Raw genomic sequence first — 19,736 nt, 5'->3', positions numbered from 1 at the left:
GCGACACCAGATTCTCATCCAGATTGTCGCGCGCTTCTCATCAGAATTGTCGCGCCACATTGCGGACTGTCCTGGGAAGCGCAAGAAATTGTACGCTTCATTGATATCGCGGTGCCATCCGCTGAGCGCGGGGGCATCTTCAATCACGCCAACGGCGCGAGTCTCATTGAAGAACTTGAGGACGCGCTTGATAAAGTCTACGGCGGTCCGTTTCGTAGCTGGCTGCTCTTTTTGATGAAGGAGAACCCAAGAGCAAGCGTGCGTCGCCTGATCGACGAGTTCGTGTCCAAGGTCGGACCGAGAAGCAACCTGGAAAAGCGCGCGGCCCGAAAATTCGGATTGCTTTACGCTGCCGGGGCGCTGGCGGTAGAGGCGAACATTCTCACCTGGCCAACTGCACGTCCACTTAACGTGATGCGGCGGCTGTTTGCGCGCTGGCGTAGCCATAACCCCCGGCCAGATCGGACAGATCCTCTGGTGGAGTTTCAAAGGCTGCTCGGAGCGAAGGGTTGCATTATCAAGGCTAAATCGAACGAGGTTGTCGTTCCTGATGCCTCGCGGTTGATCGGCGTTGAGGCGCCATACAAGGGAAAGCCGGTGCTGGGACTGCTGAAAGGGGGGTTGGAACGTAGTCTGGGCCCTGAGCACGCATCGGCAGTCCTGTCATGGCTCAAGCGAACCCACTTGGTTTTCGGCGGGCCAGGCGGCCTTCAGGGAACACAGCTGCCGATCGTACTTGTGATTGATGGAAAGCGAAAGCGACCGCGACTGCTGCTAGTTGATCCGGCTGCACTCAGGTCAAACCTAGCGACGGTAGCTCATAACCTCCGTGACACCCGCGACCCCTGATGAAAGCTCCCCACCGTAAAGGATTTAGGATCATCTGAGACGACCGGACAGGATCGGGGCGATCGCCCCCATCATCCGCCAGCCGTTGCTGATGATCGTCTTACGATTAGGTCGAAGCCTGATCTTTAGACCTCAAACAAAATTGGAGACAACCATGCCGACTATCGCTCGGAAACGTTCGGATATCACCGATAAGAGCGCCTTGATCGACTGGCTCGCTAAAAAATTTAAGCGCAGCTATCCACAGAAAGAAGTGCTAATCTCTTTTGTAAAATACTTCAACCAATTGACGAATGAATTCAAGAATCACGATATGCTCGGTTACGCCGATGGCGGGTGGGAAGAAGTCTACTACCTCTGCTGCTCGATCGCCGATGAATATGGAGAGACGCGACTCTGCAACGATGATGTCATGGTCGTAATCGCGGATACATTTGGTCGCGCGATGGGCAATCACGGGCGTGTCTCGGCGGCAGATTTTGTCGCATTACAGGTGCAACTGGTAGAACTCGATGGACTCCAGTTGAACCGGACTGATAAGGCTGTCAAAATCACCAGCACGGGTCGCTTCTTCGCTAACTGGGGGTTCAACATCAACGTGGTATTGCCACGATGTTAGCGACACCGATCCCACGACCGGAGGCGATGTTTCAGGTTGACCTAGCTCCCGCTTGCCACCCAGCTAGACAGATCGCGGTTTGCTAAGTTAGCAGCGGTCAAGAAGTGGGGCCGATTGCTGATCGGTAGCTTCTGGTCAATAAGAAAACATCGCAGCCGCTCAGCGCAGCTTGGGTCAACATTCCCGACCTTTAGTGCCGGAAATACCATGCCAAGTCATGTTTCTGTAATTCTCCATAAGCCGATGAAGTAATCCGTTGTCGGAATCCTCTGGGCACCGATAGGTCGTTGTGGCTGAAGCTAATATGGCGTTTCAGCTGCTCGATGGTTCGCGCAATCCTAGACGTCGCTGAACCGAAGGCATGTTCAACCATGATCAAGTGGGTTACTTCTTTGCAGGGGCAAATGACCGCCGTGACGTTTGGCGTCTTTCCTTGTTTACCGGGGGCACTTACATCGATGACCGCCAGAAGCCGAAATATTGAGAGGAGCTGTCTTTGCCTGATCCGGCCTTGCGCCCTATTGACGTAATCGAGGGCGCGTCGGTCAAAGGACGCAAAGGCCTTTACGTGCTGGGCTGCTACGACCAGCGAATCACCTTCTACTCGCAGCAGGTCCGAGCTCTTGCGTTGATCCATGCTCTGGCAGAGCAGGATTATCTGCGTGAGGCACCGCGCATCGCGGTGATCGGGGGTGGTGCGGCCGGGCTTGCCGCCGCTGCAGCAAGTGCCCTTGCCTCGGACGCCGGGGTGGTCCTGTTCGAAGCTGCGAGCGATTTGCTGAAGCTTCAGATGGGTACCGATCGTCGCAAGCTCGATCCTCACATCTATAACTGGCCGCGTAGTGGCGCAGACGATCCCATCGCCGAACTGCCAATCCTCGATTGGGAATCGGGGCCATCGCGCGACGTACGGGAAGACGTGGTAGGGCAATTCAATGACATCGCGGCACGTCGCGACAATCTAACCGTGCTCAAGCGCCATCGGGTGACCGGAGCACGCCAACTAGACGCCGGCGGTTACGAACTCACCGTTTTCGACAGGGCGACGGGTTGTGCACACAGCGAGGCTTTCCAGATAGTCATTGTAGCCTTCGGGTTTGGCCTTGAAGCATCCGAGACAGTTCAAGGAATCGGCGACAAGAGCTATTGGGACAATGCTGGCGTCCCTGGCGCGGAATTTCGTGGTCGGGCCAGTCCGCACTATTTCGTCAGCGGCAGCGGCGATGGCGGTCTTATCGATTTCGTTGCAGCCGCGTCCAGAGATTTCGATCATGCCGCGATGATAAAGACTGTGACAAGCTATCCGAACATGAAGCCCGTCGAGACAGAACTGATGGCGATCGAAAAGGACGCGCGTAGCGCCAGGACGAATGGAATTGCATACAACCTATTTGAGTTTTACGCCGATCGCATTGTTCCCCTCATCGAGCGCAACGGTCTAGTCGCTCAGATCGGTCGGCAGCTCCGACCCGGCGTGCAGATGACACTCCAGACCAAAGATGAAACTGTCTTTACTCTCGGCTCCTCGATCCTCAACCGTCTGGCCGCACTGGCGACGATCAGAGCTTGCGAAACCGTTGAAGGACACCGCTTCGAACACATCATCTGTAAGAAGTTCTCGCGTGTTGAGGGCTACGCACCGGGTCCTGACGATCCGCCGTATCAGCTCGATTGCGAGGGCGTCCTGGTAACGGCCGACGAGGTCATCGTTCGCCGAGGCACCGATCGAGAAAGTGTTCGAGCGCCTTTCTCGGATATTCTCGAGGGCTATGAGGACCAGCACAAGCAATGGCTCGAGCGCCTCGGCGAAGCTACGCTGGTCCCGGCTCTGTCGAACGACGCGCAGGAATATTTTCGAACACTGGCTCGCAACGCCCACGTCGCGGGATCACGGCGCCGTATCGCGCTGGCTCAGGCGGCGATGCCGATGACTGTTCACCTTCGCGCTGTCGGCGATGAGGTCAGGTGGGCCGGCGATCGTGGCCCGGATCGGATCGCCGAGGCCTGGAACGATGGCAGTGCGTTCGATGTGACGCTGGCGCAAGGCCCGACGGAACTCGGCAGCATCGCAGGAGCAATGCTCCGCGTAGCGGTTCACGCGCCGCAGGCTACGGTGCACGCGATGCCTATCGATTGGTTGGAGCCGTGGCGGCAGTTGACCGCACTCTCATTGTATGGCGGCGGCATTCTTGTGCCGAAATTGGTGGGCAACGATCCCGGCGGCGGCGCCCGGGTCAGGGTTGCGACCGGCGGACCCAGGCTCGCAACTATCGTTCACCGTGCGCTCGACACCTGGATGCTGGCGCAGATCGACGAGCATTTGACAAGCTTCTTTTTGAGCGGTGACGATCCCGGGGCCTTCATTGACCTAGAGATTCACCCCGAACTCAGAAAGCTCATGAGTCAGACTTGGACCGCATGGCGTGAGGCTTTCACTGACGATCCCGCGCTGCTTGGCCGGTTCCTGCGGCTCGTCGCCAGCGCAACGGACGACGATGGCGATGCAGTGCAAGTGCTGGTGGGGCGCAATAAGCTCAAGCCGATCATCAGCGGGACCGCACTGTCACTTGCGGTCGCAGCGGTATGGGGACAGACTTCCCCGCGAGGCGTTCGGCCCGGGAATCTGCTGCGCCAGCTCGCCGATGATGCTCGCACCGGGCATGGCTGCGCCCCGGATCGGATTCTCGGCAGACGCCCGCGCCTTTGCGCGGACACACATGACTGGAAGACCAGCTTCGTGTTGCTCGCCCTCGAAGGCAGCCTTGACCTGGCAAGGAAGGCTGAAGAGCCATTTGCGAGTGTCGAGGTCGGTCAACCATCGCTCGCCGACTCCGCCGGATCCGGCCCGATGATGATGTGGATTAGTCGGGAACTGATCGATGCACTCGCCGGTGGAGTCGGCGCATTGAGACGGCTGCTCGAAGACGTAGAGCGCCGGCACACCGCGCCGTTGCTCGATGCCATCGAGGAAAAGGAAGAGGCAGTATGAGCGAGAGTTTGGCACCGCTTGAGGACTTCGTGCTGCGGGTGAGCAAGAGCGCCGAAGCCCTCAACTTGCCATTGAGCGAACAGCCCCGGCTCGCCGGACGCAGTTTCAATGGCGGCAGTAGCACGGCAACAACGCTGGATGCAGGAGAACTTCCAGCCGAGGCGCACGCACTGAGGATTGGGCGCTATACTGTCATCTTTGGTACGCTTCCCGACACGCCCACGCTGCCGGGCGTTAGGGAAACACTCCGCCGGTATCGCAATCAGTGCGTCGTAGCGCGCTCGTTCCTCAGCCCAAACGAGAGCCTCGACCTGCAGTTGTTCCTGGTCGGTCCACGCGGGTCGGAATGGGAGCGAAAATGGAAGTCGCTGGGGCTTTTCCTCGAGCGAGACGACCGCGTGGCGCGTAAACTCGCCTGGCTGCGTCCACGCGACGACGCGCGAGATGAGGACAGTTTCGAGGATTTCATTCGACGTACCTTTCTTGCCCGGCCATGGCGTGAGGACGACGATAACCTGCGCGATGATCAGTCGCTCGATCTCGACGAGCCAACCCCCGCCGGCCTGCCACGCAGCACGGCAGAGGAATTCGATAGCATCGCGCTCGAAAGCGATGGGCGTACGCCCGACGAGATCGTAGAGCTTCTCGTCCGGGCTTGGGAGCGGAGGCAAACGTCATGAAAGAGGTTTACCTTTCCAGCATCCATATCGAGAACTTCCGTACTTTTGGCGAGTTCGGTGTCGAAGTGCCCGCGGCTCCAGGACTACTGTTGCTCACGGGCACTAATGGGTTAGGAAAGAGCAGCTTCTTTGATGCCATCGAGTGGGCGCTCACTGGCAAGATCCGCCGCTTCACACCTTACGTATCGCGCCAGGGCAAGACAGTCATTCCAGAAAAGGACTATCTCACTCGCTACGGCGCCACGACCGACAGCCATGCCGTAGCGCTTTTATTTTCTGAGGGTGTGTCGGTAAGACGCAGCGCCAGCGAAGCACCATCGCCCGCCAAGGTGGCAGAGCTCCTCGCTCGCCCGGGCCGTGGCGAGATCACCGATTTGGGCACGCATCTGGCCATGACACACTTCCTGGGCCAGGCCGAGCGGCAGCGCTTCACCAGCCGAGAGGCGGACGACCAGTGGGCGGCTCTAAAAGGTCCGAGCGGCGTCGACCGGCTTGAAATGATCCGCACCCGCCTGCGTGGCAGGACCACGACCTATGCTTTCAACAGTCGCATCAAGGCTGACCATGCATTGATCGCGGATATCGAGAGGGAAATTGCAAATTGGCAGGGCTGGCGTGCTCGGCTCGAGCGCTTGCAAACCGCGGTTCGGGCCGGCGGCGGCCTAACCGAAGAGGACGTTCGCTCACGTTCAGCGGTGATTCAAGCCGAAATTGCACGCATCGCTGACCTTAAACCTGTCGACGTTTCGGGGGAGGCAACCGGCCAGCTTCTCGCGCGGCTTGCGACATTACTCGCAACCACATCGAAGCAAGCAAACGAGCGAGTCGCGAGACTAACGGGCGCGCCCGCTCTGATCGAGCGCTATGAATCCGAGACCGGGCTGGCTAACGAAGAGCATCCCAACCTCGTTCGTGCCCGACAGCAATTGGACATCGCACGGAAGGTGTGTGCCGATGCGCAGGCGAAGGTGACCACATCCAATGACGCAGTGACCGCGCAATCGGAAGTAGCCGCGAGTACCGGAGCGGAGATCAGCCGACTCGAGGGGGCGAGGACCGACCTCATTCAGCAAGGCGAACTGACGCCGATGATCGAGGCAGTTCGCGCCGAGCTTGCCGCGAAAAACGCAGCACTTGAAGGACAGCGGCGTCTCTTGAGCGAAGCCGAAGGAATTGTCTTCACACACGCGACGCTCGCTGCAGAGGTAGCTCGCCTGCAGGGTGTTGCGACGCAAACTCGCGCGGATCTCGAGGCGTCGAACCATCTCGCCGACCTCACGGCGTATGCGAGCGCCTTGCAGGCTGATCTCGACGAATCCGTGTCTGCGGCTGCTGCAGTCAAAGGCGAACATGACGATGCCATCAGCCGGCTCGATCAACTTTCTACCTCCCTCGAAGCGCAAAAGGCAGAGCTGGCGGAAGCTGAGCGTCATGCCAGCGCTATCGCCGTTGCCGTTGCATCCATTTCAAGCCACATCCATGATGATGACGAATCGTGCCCAGTCTGTCAGGCGAACTATCCCGCCGGCGAACTCAAGCTCCTTGCTGCCGAGGCGGCCCGCTCGGGCAACGTCCACGTGACTGAGATCAGCAGACGGATCGAGGACCTGGCTGGACAAATCGCAGCCGTGAAGCTGCGCATAGGAGACCTTGCGCCCCTCCTTGCTCGACCGGCCTCGCTGCAACTTGATGCTAGCCGAGCCCGGCAAGCAGCGGCCGATCAGGCCACGGCACTGGTGCAGTCTCTGAACGGTGGTGAGAGCGACGACCTCTCCGGCCTTGCGGCGTCTCGCGACAACGCCTCCCAAATGCAGCTTGCCGATGCCCTGGCAAGGCTGGCGGCGCTGCAGCCAGTGGCCCTCGCAGCGGACCAACGCCGAGCAACCACCGCCGTCGAAATCGATCAACTTGCCTCGCGTGTGGAGGCGGCGGCGACGCGTCTCAACAGCCTTGTCGCCGAGGAACGCGACTTGGTCGAGCGTATCGCGGCGCGAGGCATCCCAACGCCCACCATCGCTGAAATCGGTCAACTCCTCACCACGCGTCGCAGTGAACTCGAGACTGCCCGTAAGCAACTCGGCGAGCTCGAAGGCGAGTCTGCGGCATCCCGTGCAGCTCTAAAGCCGCTGGAAGAGCAACTGGGCGCTCGTGAAACGGAGCTGGCGGCAGCGGAGCAGGTGCAGAAGAATGCTGCACAGATGACCCAGGAGCTGATTAAGCAATGGACCGCGCTGGGACTGACAGGCACGCCGAATCGTGCCGCACTGGAAGCAGCGCAGACCACGGCCAATAAGGCGTCAACCGACCTAGCGCTCCTCAGCAACAATCTCAAGGAACTCTCGGACGTTAACCAGGACCTACTTCTTGCCGAGGAGGTGGCGATTGTTACCGCGCAGATGCGCGCGGCCGGCGGCGACGCCGGGGTCAAGGACCCGGACGCATACCTCAAGACGCTGCAAGCCAAGCTGCCATCTGCGCGGGCTGCATTGAAGCTGTCTCAGGATGCTCAGGATGCGATCAACAAGTACACGGTCAAGCTGGGCGAGCGTGCCGAGGAATACAATCGTGAAGTGCTGCAGCCGCTCAATGAACGCATTCTTGAATTCAACGCAGCCATGCTATCCACGCCGGGCGCCTCGGTGCAGTTCAAAGCGAACAAGCGCATCGATCGCACCGACTTCGAGATGCAACTCGAGTATGGCGACCAAATCGAAAATTCGCTGCTTAGCGATCGCAAAGTGCCACCACAGGTCGTCCTCAGTGAGGGACAACTCGCCGCCAATGGTTTCAGCATCCTGTGCGCGGCTAGCACTGCCTATCGTTGGTCGCGCTGGCGCGCGTTGCTGCTCGACGATCCGCTGCAACACAATGACATCATCCATACCGCCGCCTTTGTCGATGTTATGCGCAACCTTGTCGAGCTCGAGGGCTATCAGCTCGTCATGTCGAGCCACGACCGCGCCGAAAGCGATTTCATCGCTCGCAAATTCGACGCAGCCGGTCTTGCCTGCACAACTGTAGTGCTGACCGCTCCCTCGGAGAGCGGTGTGGTCTACGACCCGCCATCGTTTAACGTTCCAGCTCGTCGGATACTCAGCGCTAGCACCGGCACCGCCATGGCCACTTCGGCCTAATCGACTTGGCGCCCGCCGGCTAGCGCGCAAGGCGCTAACCAGCAGGCGCACCGTTTGAAGTAGCTGGTCAGCAGTTCGTCGGCGCCACAAAGCATCAACGTCCCGGCTAGGTCGACGTCGGCTTTCGGGAGTCGTGTCAACGCGAACAGTGGCCAGTATGAGGCGCATAGCTGCCGTTCAGCCTTAGCAAGATTTATCACATGCCAGCCACAGTCGTTGCCTGCTAAATCTCGGGGCCGCCGTCAGTGTGAAATGGGTATTTCACACTGAATCTCCCTCTACCCGGGTTTGCGATGGCACCAAACGAATGACGGTAATCTAACAAAACCATCTCTACTGCGCAGCGAATGACTGGGTTTGGGCCGAAGAACGAACCCGCTGCGCGGGATGGGCGCGAGCGGTTGAGGTAGAGGATCTAGACCGGCCGTTGCGTGCCGCTACGAGTAGCCTGCTGGCCTACCAGTCGCGATTCAGGCGGCGTTTGAGGCGTTGTGCCGAGGTCATTTCTCCCTCTTCGTCTTCCTCCTCGTCGGCGCCCGAGGCCACGTCGCGGGACAGCATGATCAGCGCGTAGCCGTCGTTTTGCAGAAGGACCTGTTCATAGAGAGGCGCCGGCTGGCGTCCCCTTTCCACATGGAGCCACACGCCGGCGTCGGTCTCGTCAATGTCGCTGGCCACGCCCTGTTCATGGGTCCGGCGGCGCAGGAGAGAGTACGCGGGGACCATCGCCCCGGCAGGGATCGCCAGCTTGGGAAATTTGAGCGCGTCATGATAATCGCGCAGCACCTTGCCGTTGTGTGTCACCACTACGGCGACTGGCTCCTCGCGGAAGTGCACATAGGCGCGGGCGGTGGCTTCTTTGCTGACGTCGTACTTTCTGGCGATGGCCGACATCTGACGGATGTTGGGATCCTTGCCGACCGCCACATCGGCCCGGAATTTCGGGGGCGGCAGAAGGAGCTGCGAGGCAAAGCGATTGGCCTCGACTTCCATTTTCAGGCGCCGGTCCGACTCGCCGCCCCTCAGCTCCCGCATATCCTGCAACTTGCACAGAAATTGCCCTTCGGCTGACGGCACATGCGACGGCATCAGGAAATGTCCGAGCTCGTGAGCGATCGTGAAGCGGCGCCGCTCCCGCGGGCTTGCCGCGTTGAAAAGGATCGTGCCCTTGAACTTGTCCGGCGTGGTGATCAGCCCGCCTTCGAAGCCTTTCGTGGTCAGCGGCAAGATTTCGTGGATGTCCAGCCTCAGGCATAGCTCTTCGACCGGCACCGGGATCGGCAGTTGAGGCTCAAGCTTGAGGATCTCGAGAACGAGGCGTTCGGGACTGCCCGCGTCGGCCAGGTCCATCCGGGTGATGTTCATGGTTTGCGGCTGGCCTTCAGCCGCTCAGCAATCAGTGCGATGGTTTGACGGTCCTCCGGTTCCAGTTCGCTGAGGTTGCGATAGAGGGCAATCAGATCAGGCTCTTCCTCCGCAGCCGTCGGATCTTCACCCACCAATTCGGCAACGCCAATCTTGTAATAGTCGGCAAGGCCCTTCAGCAGGCCCAGGGACGGGTTCTTGCTAGCGCCGCGCTCCAGGTCCCATATATGCGCCTTCGAGGCGCCGACCGCGTCGGCGACCTCCTGCAGCGATTTCCCGCTGCGCACGCGCAGCTGCTTCAGTTTGACGGCCAGTTCTACCATTCAGTCTTTCTCCGGGACCACGTTCGGCGCCCTCGCTTTCGCGGCACGCCGTCTGATCAGGCACTACAACATCATACCAAGTCTATTGACGCAAGCCTCTCCGTAAGATATAGTTGTATGACTTTGTAGCAAACCAACCTTAACGGAGCTTTTCATGAGCAGAAATCAGCATGTGGTACCTCGCGACGGTAAGTGGGCGGTGCTCGGCGCCGGCAACAGCCGGGCGAGTTCGCTGCACCCGACCCAGGCCGATGCCATCGCATCGGCACGAGACATTGCCATCAAGCAGCATAGCGAGGTGGTGATCCATCGGCCCAATGGGCAGATCCGCGACTCCAACTCGTACGGCAACGACCCCTACCCTCCCAAGGGCTAACAGAAGGACACATAGAATGACTGACAACGACGACCAGAACGGTGGTCACGACAAGACCATCACCATCGTGGTGAACGGCACCCCGCATCAAGTGCCGAAGAAGGACGATCTGACCTACGCGGATGTGGTGGCCTACTTCGATCCCACCTACCCGCAGCATCCGCAGACGGTCTACTCGGTGACCTACACCCGCGGCGACAAGCCCAAGGAGGGCACGTTGTCCCCCGGCGGCTCGGTCAAGGCCAAGGACGGGATGGACTTCCATGTTATTCCAACTAGCGAGTCATAATCCCGACATCCAAAAGCTGATCGACCGGGGCTTCGCGCTCCGGTTCGACAGCAATTACCTTGTTGTCAGGGACATCCCGTACCTCGACGCCGGAGGAAACCTATGTTGGGGCGCGATTGTGACCGTGCTCAAGGACATTGACGGCAAGCGGGTCGAGCCTGTCGACCACCAGGTCTTCTTCGCCGGTGGCGTGCCTTATGGCCTCGATGGCAACCCGATTCCGTCCCTCGGCGGCGGTGCCGCCAACGTGACGCTGGCGAAGACCGACGTCGTCGTGCAGCGGTCGTTTTCCAACAAGCCCCCCGGGGGTCTCCCGGATTTCTTCACCAAGATCGAGCACTACCTGTCGATCGTCTCGGGACCCGCCCGCCACCGCTATCCGGAGGCCGACCCTTTCACCTTCAACGTCGATGACGACGCCGGGCCCGAAAGCGTCTTCCATTTCCGCGACACGCTGACGAGCCGGGCCCTGATCGGCGACCTCGCTGCCAAATTCGCCAGCGAGATCGTCGCGGTTATCGGCCTGGGCGGCACCGGCGCCTATGTTCTGGATTATCTCGTCAAGACCAATGTCCTCGAGATCAGAGGCTATGACCCCAAGCCTTTCCATGTTCACAACGCCTTCCGCTCGCCCGGGCAGCTGTCTGCCGACGAACTCGGCAAGCCGAAGGCTGAAGTTTATCAGAATCGCTACCAGAACTTCCGCAAGGGTCTGCATCTCGAAGCCAAGGCTATCGACAGCAATTGTGAAGCTGATTTCGCCGGCGTGACCTTCGCCTTCGTCTGTGTTGACAGCGGTACGGCCCGTGCGGAAATCTTCGACCTCCTGATCCGCCTGGGGATTCCGTTCATCGATGTCGGGATGGGCCTCGTGCGCCAGAACGGCGCGCTCGCCGGCATGATCCGTACGACCGTCCTGAAACCCGAGAATGCTGAAGGGGTGCGGGCCAAGCAATTAGTGCCGCTGAGTGATCCGCCCGGCCACGAATACCGGGCCAACATCCAGATCGCTGAACTCAACGCCATGAACGCCAGCATCGCCATGCTCGCCTACAAGCAACATGGCGGATTTTACGCCCAGGCGCTGCCGGCCTACAACCTTCTGATGAACACCGCCCTGCCCCGCCTCTTTGTGGAGTCTGACGCGTGACTGACTTCCGCTTGGCCAAGGTCCATTATGTGCCGGCGACGCTGGAGCCTGGCGTGCTGTATGTCTCCGACGAATACAAGATCGCGATGCACCTTTGCGCATGCGGCTGCGGCAGAAAGGTGCCGGTCTCGCTCGGCCCGGCTGGCTGGAAGGTCACAGAACGCAATGGCAAACCAACCGTTCGGCCTTCGATCGGCAGCGGGCAGCTGCCTTGCAACTCGCACTATTTCATCACCGACGGGCGGGTCGACCGGTTGCGGCCCATGAGTGCCGCCCAGACCGTGGCAGCGCTTAAGTCTGACCATGGCCGGCGCGAGGCCCATTACCGCGAGCTGAACCGAGAATCCCGCTGGTGGGTCAGGCTCTGGAAAGGACTGCGCGGCCTGGTCGGCCTCTGCTAGGCATAACGTTCTTGCCTAAGGCGCTTCGACGTCAGTCTGCAGCACCGGCAACGGTATTTCCTTCTGTGCAAGATATGTTTTGAGGGCCTGCTGGAAGCGCTCAATGTCCGGCAACACCTTGCGGCCAACACGGATGATTTCATCACCTTTGGGCTCTTTTGCGAATACGACGTTGATCTGGAGTTCCGCCAGTCCAGGGTTCGACACGAGGAACTGATCGAGGGTGTTGTTGAGAGCGGTGCGCTCCTCGGGCAGTAATTGATCCAGGAACTCATAGCTTTTCATCCGATCAATCAACTCGCGTCCGGTAAGGGCCTTTACTCCCCTCCCCTCCACGGTTCGGTCAAAGAGCCGCCCAAGCAGGTATTTGTTGAGTTTCTGAAAATCCTCCGTGTTGAAGTAAGTCGCCAGAAATTCTCCAATCACGGCCTGCTCGTTGCCAGGCGACAACACCGGTTTTGTTGGCTCCCCAAGCCAGATATCTGGCTTGTTGAAGGCTAGGGTTTGCAACCGCCAATATTCCTTAAAGACCGGGTTGTCGTCGCTGTATTGTTGGTCGGCCGGCTGTTTCTCCCATTTGGCCTTCGCCTCCAGGAACCGCCTGTTGTTTTCAATCCATTTCCGATGCTCGCCAAAGCGGGAACAGACTTCCGCTATGTAATGCTGCATCGCCAGTTCATATAAGCCCATCGCCGCAACTTTCGTGGCTACGGTCGTCGCCGTCGCTTTGGCATAGGCCTCGCGGTCGGATCGCAGTTGCTCCACCTCCTTGGTCAGCCTGGATCGCTGCAGTTCCAGCTGCGCCAGCGAGTTTGTCAGCTCGGTTTGTTTGTCACTCAGCGTCCGGTTGGCTTGGGCAGTGAGTTCCGCCTCCTTGCCAGCTTTTAACGCTTCTTCGTTGAGCTGTGTAACTTGGCTTGTCAGCGATATCCGCTGATTCACCAAAGCTTCATTTGCGGCCTTCAAAGAGGTTTGCTCGTCCTCCAACCTGGCCTTGTTACGACGAACTTCAATGAGCTCCTCGTTGACCGAAACCACTTCGGTTCGAAGCTGCTTCTCCAGTATCTCGGGAAGGGAGCTAAAGAAGAACGCCCATATCGCCAAGACGCCAATAATGAGCGCGGAAATACCTTGTGACGCGTCCCATAGCGAATTCCAAGGGAAGCGTCGTGCAGAGGCATTGATTGTTCGCAATGCCGTCCGGGCGGCACCACCCGCAAGAAGCTTGACCCTATGAATCGGAATACGAAATTGCACGCGGCGGCGCCCTAGGCTGTTCAAATATCTGACTGTGATGGGCGTTCTTTTGGGGAATCGCCACAGTTAGTTGGCGTGACTAGCTCTTTGCCCGCAGAATTCGCGTGTCGATGAACGGAAAGTCTGTGGATAACGGTTGGCCAGCGTTTTTTCACGCCGCGCCTGGCCCTGCCTGCGCGACTGGAAAGGTCGCGAGGTTCCCGGCGTAAGATCGGGCCTGCAAGCGCCGATCCTGGTATTTTCCGCGATAGTTGAACAACGCTAAAAATTGCGCTTCAAGAAGCCATTGGGAGGCGTCCCATGCATCAAAGATATCCATGTCGTAGTTGAAGGGCGTCGAATGCGTGACACCGTTGCGAAACTCGGTCAGCAACGAGAATCCGTCGCGGACCGGCTGCCCCTTCTTGGCTTTCAAGCGTTTGCGAAGCAAGTCCGATTGGTCAGCCGGATCTCCTTCAATTTTTAGCAGGCGGGTGCAGGCCCTGATTTGTTCGGCAAGACTTACATTCCGCAACATCGAAGCGCTCCACCCTCCCCGTGTCCCCAGAACATAGGCTGCGAGCGTTTCCAGGCCGGCTGCGGACATGATGACCGCCGTCTCCACCGAATCGTAGCGGGAGAGGTTCGCTATCTTGTAGTAGGCCAGAGCCCGCCCGACGTCGCGTTTGGCCTCCGGGGTTTGAAAGATGGTCATATAGCTGGCAAACAACGCCGGCATGTCGTCGGTCATCGCCCAATGAAACCAGTTTTTCGGCGCCTCCAGCCTGTCGGCCCGGGTAAACCCCAGACATCGGAACCCGTTGCAAGCGGCGTTGCGGACCTCACCATATCCAACCCGCGTGCCCTTTATGAATCCAAGGAAGGAGCATATTTGACCGAGGAATTCATACAGCTTGGCGGCCTTCAGGGGTTTGTCATTCAGGGTTCGAAGCAGCGCCCGATGTGAAATGGTGCGCAGCAGCGGCAGGCGGGCACCCCCGCCGCCCAAGGCCAGGAAGTGGTCGAATGGCTGCACAGTCACTGCCAGATTGCCGAACTCCAGCGCTATCCCCACCTTCTTTGGATGGATTGCCGGACCGCACAGAATGACAGCTTCCGCCAATCCCTTGGAACCGCCGCGTTCGCGTCCCCGGCAATGGTGACGACGTTGCGGAAATGCGCGTCATCGTCCGAGGTGCCGTTGTTGCACCTCGCGCAGGTCCCAATGACGATGCGCCGGACGCGGCTGTTGGCCTTCGAATCCGGATAAAGCCCGCGCGGCACCACGTGTTCCCGCGTGACCAGTCGCAGGTCTCCGCACAGCGCCTTTTGCCCATGTGTCAGCTCCTCGGTGACTCTTGGGTCATTTCGCCATGGCTCGAGATCGAATCAGTAGCCGCCGCAGACCCTCAAGCACATGGTCCCACAGATCATGTTGGCGGCACAATCTGGCCCCCTCCCCTGGCTCGGCCTGGCGGAACAACCCTAGTCGCGCACCTCTGCTCGTCATCGCCGATCAAGATTATCCATTCAGGGCGGCTAGCTGCATCGATCGGATCTTGGGCGAGTGGCTGTTCTTCACGGCCCAGTCGAGCGCGAAGTCCGCGACTTCCTCCCAGCCCGGCTGAATACAGATCCAGTGGGCGCGGTTGGGATAGATCTTGATCTCGGTGTTCGACGGCGCCTGCTTCTGTTTCTTGAACGTGGCTTTGGTCATCTTGGCCTCGGCAATGAGGTCGATGCCGCCGCCGGTCAATCTCTGGGGGGTGAGATTATGACCTCGACACGCATGAGTCCACTTTTGGAACCCGAAAGATCGGCTTGGATCGCTGCTGGGGTCTTCAGGACCTGACCAGGGTCGTAAACAAGGCAGATGACGTGATCGACCTGAGGATTCTTGCCGTAGTCCAAAAAATCCGTGGCAAGTTCGGTTTTGATCTTTTTCGCGTCGGCTGCCTTCCGCACGTATTTCAGCTCAACCATCGTGCGCAGGGTTTTTAGATAGAACTCGCAGCGCGCAGAGGATCCGGCGACCGAAGGATTCCATTCCTCATCGCGGACGTCAGCGATGTAGGCTGCAAGGATCGCCCTGAATAGGTACTGGCAATCCCACTCGTCTTTTATGCTGAGGACGACACCATTGTGCGGGTGGTTTTTCAAACTGAGCACAGACTCATGGAAGCGCCGGGCGAGTCCCAGGATCAGATCGACGTCGGCTAGCACGGGGTTCGCAGCGAGTGCGTGAGGTTTTTTCGACACGACATAATCTATTGCGGCGGTCACGGCCGCCACGTGGCGGCGCGCTACAGTAATCAGGAAGGGCGGACCATCAACCTTGTGTTTGATTTGATACTTCTCATCCTCACGATCAAGTTCGTCAGCCATACCCTGCACCCAGGCGCGATAGCTGTTCAGTTCGACCTCAAATACGTCCGGTGAAGCAAAACGCTCGCTTGGGATCTCTATGCTTTCGACAAATTCTGAGGAAAAGTGATAGAGCGTTGCAATGATGTTCTTGCAACTGCTGTACCAACTCTCATTGCGAGCGACCTGGTAACCGCGCAGTTCTTCCATCGCAGCGTTGAAATCGTCATGGACGGCCTTTCGCGCCTTTGCAAGGTACTCTAAACTCCAAGTAGCCCATTCCATCTTATCCAAGGATTATCCCCTCTCGCCGTTCGGCTTCCACTTGTATCACGGACTATTGCGAACGTGACAATTGGGGCGAACACGTGAGCAAAAAGCCGCGTGCTTTCAAGCTTCGGTCGCATTTCTCGACACGTTGGGTTTGATGCAAGTCGGCGCGCACCGCAGGTCGCCTGCCTTGGCCCGTGGAAAACGCTGAGAGTGCGTTTCCGTGCCGAAGCGCTGTCAAGCTCATCTCTATGTCAACAAGCGACGCAAAGCTGTCGTTCCCCTTGCGGAAAAGTGGCGCCGCCTTCGGGTCAGCAGATCGGGTTCAAAAACCGAAGGCAATGTCGCTCAGTGTAAAATTGGGTTTTCACACTGAACCTCCCTCCACCCGGGTTTGCGATGACGCAAACGACGATGGTTAGTCCATCGGAACCCTCATCTGTTGCGGCGAATGACTAAGTTGGGGCCGGAGCAGTAGGTCCGCTTGCGGTGCAGGGAAGAACGATAACGGACGTTAAATCTCCAGGACCCGATGTCCTGCGTTGACCCGCCATTGCGGGTAGCCGGCGAGGACGGCGCGAAGGGGTGGCAAAGCCCCCAGAGGGTCGCTAAGCAACATCAGTCAGTAGGCTTCGATTGTCAGAATTGTGTTCTGGAATCGCTTGACCGCAAGGTCCTCTGGCGTAATCCAATATTGAAGCGGCCCCATCTCCCCGACGGTCCAGTTGAGCGCCATATCTGGCCCAAGTTGGAGCAACAGCAGGTAGCGGTCCTTCATCTCGTCGGCCGCGACCTGGACGACTTCACCCTTGCCAAGCATCTGATGGCAACGGGACACGTGGCGGTGAGACAGGGCGGCAACGACGTCAGGACCGATGTGCGCCGCACCGGCCGAATCTGTCAGTCCCCCCTCGGCGCCTTTGGTGGCCGCGATTGAAAGCCAATCATTCATCACCTGCGGAAGCTGCCGATGATGCGGCCGCCGCACCGAGGATGACGGCATACCGTTGACATGCAAGTCTTCCAGAAAGGCAAGGATTTGCTGCTTCACCTCGGGAGGCGGTGCGTCATAATCCTTCAGTCCGACATTGACCGTCGGAAAGAATGCGTTGAACATCTTCGAACCGAACGCCGACAGTTCGCGCTGCACTGTCCGTAGCCGCTTGGCCTCCGGATCATCCTCGGCAACGTCGCCAAGCGCTTTCAGTTGGGCCGTGACATCGGCCGCCTCTTCGCGGTGATATGCCTCCACAAGCTTCCGAACGATCCGCGCTGAATGCCAATTGGCGGGAAATCCCGGATACGGCGTCCAGAACGTGTCCTTCGGCGCATGATGAGCGGAAAGCAGCGGATCAGGGGCGACTGGCGGACCGTAGAAGGCGTCGACCCTTTCGGTGCGAATTTTGTCGGCGACCTCGAAGGCATGACCTTCGTCCCCACGCGCCGCGACTCCGGCGTCGGTCGGCTCCTCGATCCAGGCAAACTCGACCTCGACCCGATCATAGTGAGTTCGCTTGCCCCACAAGATTTCGTCCGTCGGATCCGATCCCTGGATCTTGGCGGTGAAGGGCATGTCAAGCGGCGCCCACTTCTGTGTCACCTGACGGGGTTCATAACGCGTCACAAAGTGCAGCGCGTCCGCGCCAAACGTATCGGACATCGGCGCGAAGAAATAGAGATAGCCCTTTTCGGGCAGCAGATCGCGGCCTGGTCCCGGCGGCAGATCCGAACAGTCAATTTGCGCCATGAAATTGAGGCGCTCGAGCAATCCCTTCCGATTGTGAACCGTCGGCCAGTCGAATTCATCGGGGACAATTGGCAGCCCGCCAAAATAGCTCATGCTTCGTTGGGGAAGACGCGGCGGAAAGACGTGCTTGATCGCAATGCGCGCGGCTTGCCCACGTTCGATCGCCTCGCAGCCATCGACGGAGATCGGCGGGATCTTGCGCTCCACGTGCGCTTTGAACGCCGCCTTGCGCTGGTCGTCGCTGTTCTTGGCCTGCTGCTGCATTTCGGCGATCAGCTTTTCTGCCGCAGAGTTAGGTTTGGGCGATATAGGGTGGGCCGCTTCAGAGGTTCGCGCACGGCTTGGCTGTAGCTTGCCTTTTTCTTTTGAAGACGAGCCGGAAAACAGTCCGGCAATGCCTTTTGCCCCGCTGTAGACCAGGCTGCCAAAGATCAGGAGCATCGCCCCGACCACAAACAGCGGCATCAGCTTTTCCATGACGCTACCCCCCGTCGTCAGCTACGCCACTCCGTCCCGCAACCAATTATTGCCGTCATATGAGGCGTTGCGCAAGCAAGGGGCCAACCGATCCGCGATCCCCCCGCAATCCCGGGCGCAGCTTACGGCGATTGAGGCGATCGAGTGGAATACTGCTTCGGCGTCCGATATAAATCGGCATGCCTGATCAGAACCGATGACTTGTGGACCACGTATCGCAATTTGCTTCAGTCGGAGTACCGGAGTGGATGACTACATCAGCAGCATTGTTCGATTTCGCCCCTTGACGAACCGGGCTCAAGTCGACGCGATCTTCCCGAAAGAGCGTTGGGCCGAACATGCGCGCGGTGGAAAGTTCGGCGTAGAATTCAGCTATGGACAAGAAGCACGGAACGATCCTAGTGGGATCGCCAGCGACAACATCGTCGAGCGGATCGACTTCCGTGCTCCCTTTCCGAAAACCATCAATCTGTACGGTTTCGCGGTCGGTATGGCTCGGTCGGACGCCGAAAGCGAGATCACCAAGCTCGGACTCAACACGATGGAGATCACTCATCCTGACGTCCGATATCTCATCGGGAACACGGCGGACGGCTTTGAAATCATGCTGATGTTCAGGAAAGCGCATGGCGAGACGCAATCGTATCTTGAGCAATTGACAATCTTCCAGCCGGGTCATTCGAAGATCATGGATGCTCGACGAGCGTTCTGGAAGGAGAGGGCCGAGAAGGAAAGAATACAACGGGAGCTCGCCAATGCCTGGAAGCGGATTACCGACGATGACGACGCCATGCTCCTGACCTGGGCGAAACATTGTCAGCCATGGACCGACTGCTCCGCCACCGAATTTGTGCGTTATGCAGATTGGCTACGCCGAGCCGATCCCGATCAACGCCATATGGCCGCGCTGAGTTGGAACTGGGATTACGGCCTTGCACCGCTGCTCTGGATCAGCCGACGAGAAGACTGCGATCTGGCAACGGCCTTGCATATTTTCTTTGATGGTGGCCCAGAAAATTATTTGCAGTTCGGAGGCGACCGGTCGATCGCCGCGGAGAAGCATTCAGACTTGATGACCTACGACATGATGATGGACATCAAAGGTCGGATAGAACGAGGCTTTTATAGGCGCTCGGCCATTCACTTCGATGTGTCGAAAAACCTCGAGATTTTAGGCCGGCACAAGCCAACCCCCATTCAGCTGGCAGCGGTACTTCCTGCTAACCTCCCGACGACCGGTTTGGGACGCCGCATTACGCGCGAAAACAGGTTCGGAGGTTTGGATATGCCAACGTTCCGGATCAACTGATCTCGCCCTTGCTCTTTACAATGAAGCCTATGATTTTGGCCCATGATCGTCCGGCAGCTTGCGTCCGAAGGCAAGGTGTTTAGCGGCGTCATTCACTGTAAGCGGTGTTTCCGGACCACCTTTCGGGAGTGGTCTCGATCTGTGAGGTTGCCGGTTCT

Annotated in this window: 17 protein-coding genes; 10 read left to right on the top strand and 7 right to left on the bottom strand. The window is 58.8% G+C overall.

Annotation, left to right across the window (positions count from 1 at the left end; translation table 11 throughout):
* The 5 genes from ACWGTO_RS30565 to ACWGTO_RS30545 form a co-directional block, all read left to right on the top strand.
* Positions 1-849 (top strand): hypothetical protein (locus ACWGTO_RS30565; protein ID WP_454578482.1); only part of this gene is annotated, 849 nt, incomplete at its 5' end.
* Positions 850-1,003: 154 nt separating this feature from the next.
* Complete coding sequence (locus tag ACWGTO_RS30560) at positions 1,004-1,468, top strand: hypothetical protein (protein WP_454578481.1); 465 nt, start codon at positions 1,004-1,006, stop codon at positions 1,466-1,468.
* Between the two features lie 496 nt (positions 1,469-1,964).
* Complete coding sequence (locus ACWGTO_RS30555; protein ID WP_454578480.1) at positions 1,965-4,457, top strand: ABC-three component system protein; 2,493 nt, start codon at positions 1,965-1,967, stop codon at positions 4,455-4,457.
* Positions 4,454-5,137: an ABC-three component system middle component 1 gene (locus tag ACWGTO_RS30550; protein WP_454578479.1), complete on the top strand. Its 684-nt coding sequence runs from the start codon at positions 4,454-4,456 to the stop codon at positions 5,135-5,137. Before ACWGTO_RS30555 ends, ACWGTO_RS30550 begins: the two co-directional genes overlap by 4 nt.
* Complete coding sequence (locus ACWGTO_RS30545; protein WP_454578478.1) at positions 5,134-8,271, top strand: AAA family ATPase; 3,138 nt, start codon at positions 5,134-5,136, stop codon at positions 8,269-8,271. The genes ACWGTO_RS30550 and ACWGTO_RS30545 overlap by 4 nt, the downstream gene beginning before the upstream one ends.
* Before the next feature lie 456 nt (positions 8,272-8,727).
* On the opposite strand, the gene ACWGTO_RS30540 is transcribed toward ACWGTO_RS30545, so the two are convergent.
* Positions 8,728-9,636 carry an ImmA/IrrE family metallo-endopeptidase gene (locus ACWGTO_RS30540; protein ID WP_454578477.1) on the bottom strand — a complete coding sequence of 303 codons (909 nt, stop codon included), beginning with the start codon at positions 9,634-9,636 and terminating at the stop codon, positions 8,728-8,730.
* Positions 9,633-9,959, bottom strand: a complete 327-nt coding sequence (locus ACWGTO_RS30535) for a helix-turn-helix domain-containing protein (protein WP_246591436.1) — start codon at positions 9,957-9,959, stop codon at positions 9,633-9,635. Before ACWGTO_RS30535 ends, ACWGTO_RS30540 begins: the two co-directional genes overlap by 4 nt.
* A 154-nt stretch (positions 9,960-10,113) precedes the next feature.
* Between ACWGTO_RS30535 and ACWGTO_RS30530 the strand changes: the two genes are divergently transcribed.
* Genes ACWGTO_RS30530 through ACWGTO_RS30515 form a run of 4 tightly spaced genes read left to right on the top strand, consistent with a single transcriptional unit; the run spans position 10,114 to position 12,175 of the window.
* A complete protein-coding gene (locus ACWGTO_RS30530; RefSeq protein ID WP_454578476.1) occupies positions 10,114-10,335 on the top strand; it encodes a DUF2188 domain-containing protein in 222 nt (73 codons plus the stop codon).
* 16 nt (positions 10,336-10,351) lie between these two features.
* The gene (locus tag ACWGTO_RS30525; protein WP_454578475.1) at positions 10,352-10,624 is read left to right on the top strand and encodes a multiubiquitin domain-containing protein; all 273 of its coding nucleotides are present in this window, start codon (positions 10,352-10,354) and stop codon (positions 10,622-10,624) included.
* Entirely contained in the window at positions 10,599-11,774 is a 1,176-nt protein-coding gene (locus tag ACWGTO_RS30520) for a ThiF family adenylyltransferase (protein WP_454578474.1), read from the top strand. The genes ACWGTO_RS30525 and ACWGTO_RS30520 overlap by 26 nt, the downstream gene beginning before the upstream one ends.
* The gene (locus ACWGTO_RS30515; protein ID WP_454578473.1) at positions 11,771-12,175 is read left to right on the top strand and encodes a DUF6527 family protein; all 405 of its coding nucleotides are present in this window, start codon (positions 11,771-11,773) and stop codon (positions 12,173-12,175) included. The genes ACWGTO_RS30520 and ACWGTO_RS30515 overlap by 4 nt, the downstream gene beginning before the upstream one ends.
* A 15-nt stretch (positions 12,176-12,190) precedes the next feature.
* Here the strand turns inward: ACWGTO_RS30515 and ACWGTO_RS30510 are convergent, their stop codons facing one another.
* The 5 genes from ACWGTO_RS30510 to ACWGTO_RS30490 all read right to left on the bottom strand — a co-directional run bounded on the left by ACWGTO_RS30510 (position 12,191) and on the right by ACWGTO_RS30490 (position 18,269).
* Entirely contained in the window at positions 12,191-13,432 is a 1,242-nt protein-coding gene (locus ACWGTO_RS30510) for a hypothetical protein (protein WP_454578472.1), read from the bottom strand.
* A 151-nt stretch (positions 13,433-13,583) separates the two neighbouring features.
* Positions 13,584-14,534 (bottom strand): hypothetical protein, encoded by a 951-nt coding sequence (locus ACWGTO_RS30505; RefSeq protein ID WP_454578471.1) that lies wholly within the window; start codon positions 14,532-14,534, stop codon positions 13,584-13,586.
* 399 nt (positions 14,535-14,933) lie between these two features.
* Complete coding sequence (locus tag ACWGTO_RS30500; protein WP_454578470.1) at positions 14,934-15,167, bottom strand: hypothetical protein; 234 nt, start codon at positions 15,165-15,167, stop codon at positions 14,934-14,936.
* Positions 15,164-16,060 carry a PD-(D/E)XK nuclease domain-containing protein gene (locus tag ACWGTO_RS30495; protein WP_454578483.1) on the bottom strand — a complete coding sequence of 299 codons (897 nt, stop codon included), beginning with the start codon at positions 16,058-16,060 and terminating at the stop codon, positions 15,164-15,166. Before ACWGTO_RS30495 ends, ACWGTO_RS30500 begins: the two co-directional genes overlap by 4 nt.
* 607 nt (positions 16,061-16,667) lie before the next feature.
* Positions 16,668-18,269 carry a DUF1963 domain-containing protein gene (locus ACWGTO_RS30490; RefSeq protein ID WP_454578469.1) on the bottom strand — a complete coding sequence of 534 codons (1,602 nt, stop codon included), beginning with the start codon at positions 18,267-18,269 and terminating at the stop codon, positions 16,668-16,670.
* Between the two features lie 244 nt (positions 18,270-18,513).
* Between ACWGTO_RS30490 and ACWGTO_RS30485 the strand changes: the two genes are divergently transcribed.
* Entirely contained in the window at positions 18,514-19,578 is a 1,065-nt protein-coding gene (locus ACWGTO_RS30485; protein ID WP_454578468.1) for a DUF4274 domain-containing protein, read from the top strand.
* Positions 19,579-19,736 lie beyond the last annotated feature (158 nt).

The organism is Mesorhizobium sp. PL10 (genome assembly GCF_053714315.1).
Note: the sequence above shows the minus strand (reverse complement) of the source record. Positions and strands in the feature narration are given on the sequence as shown.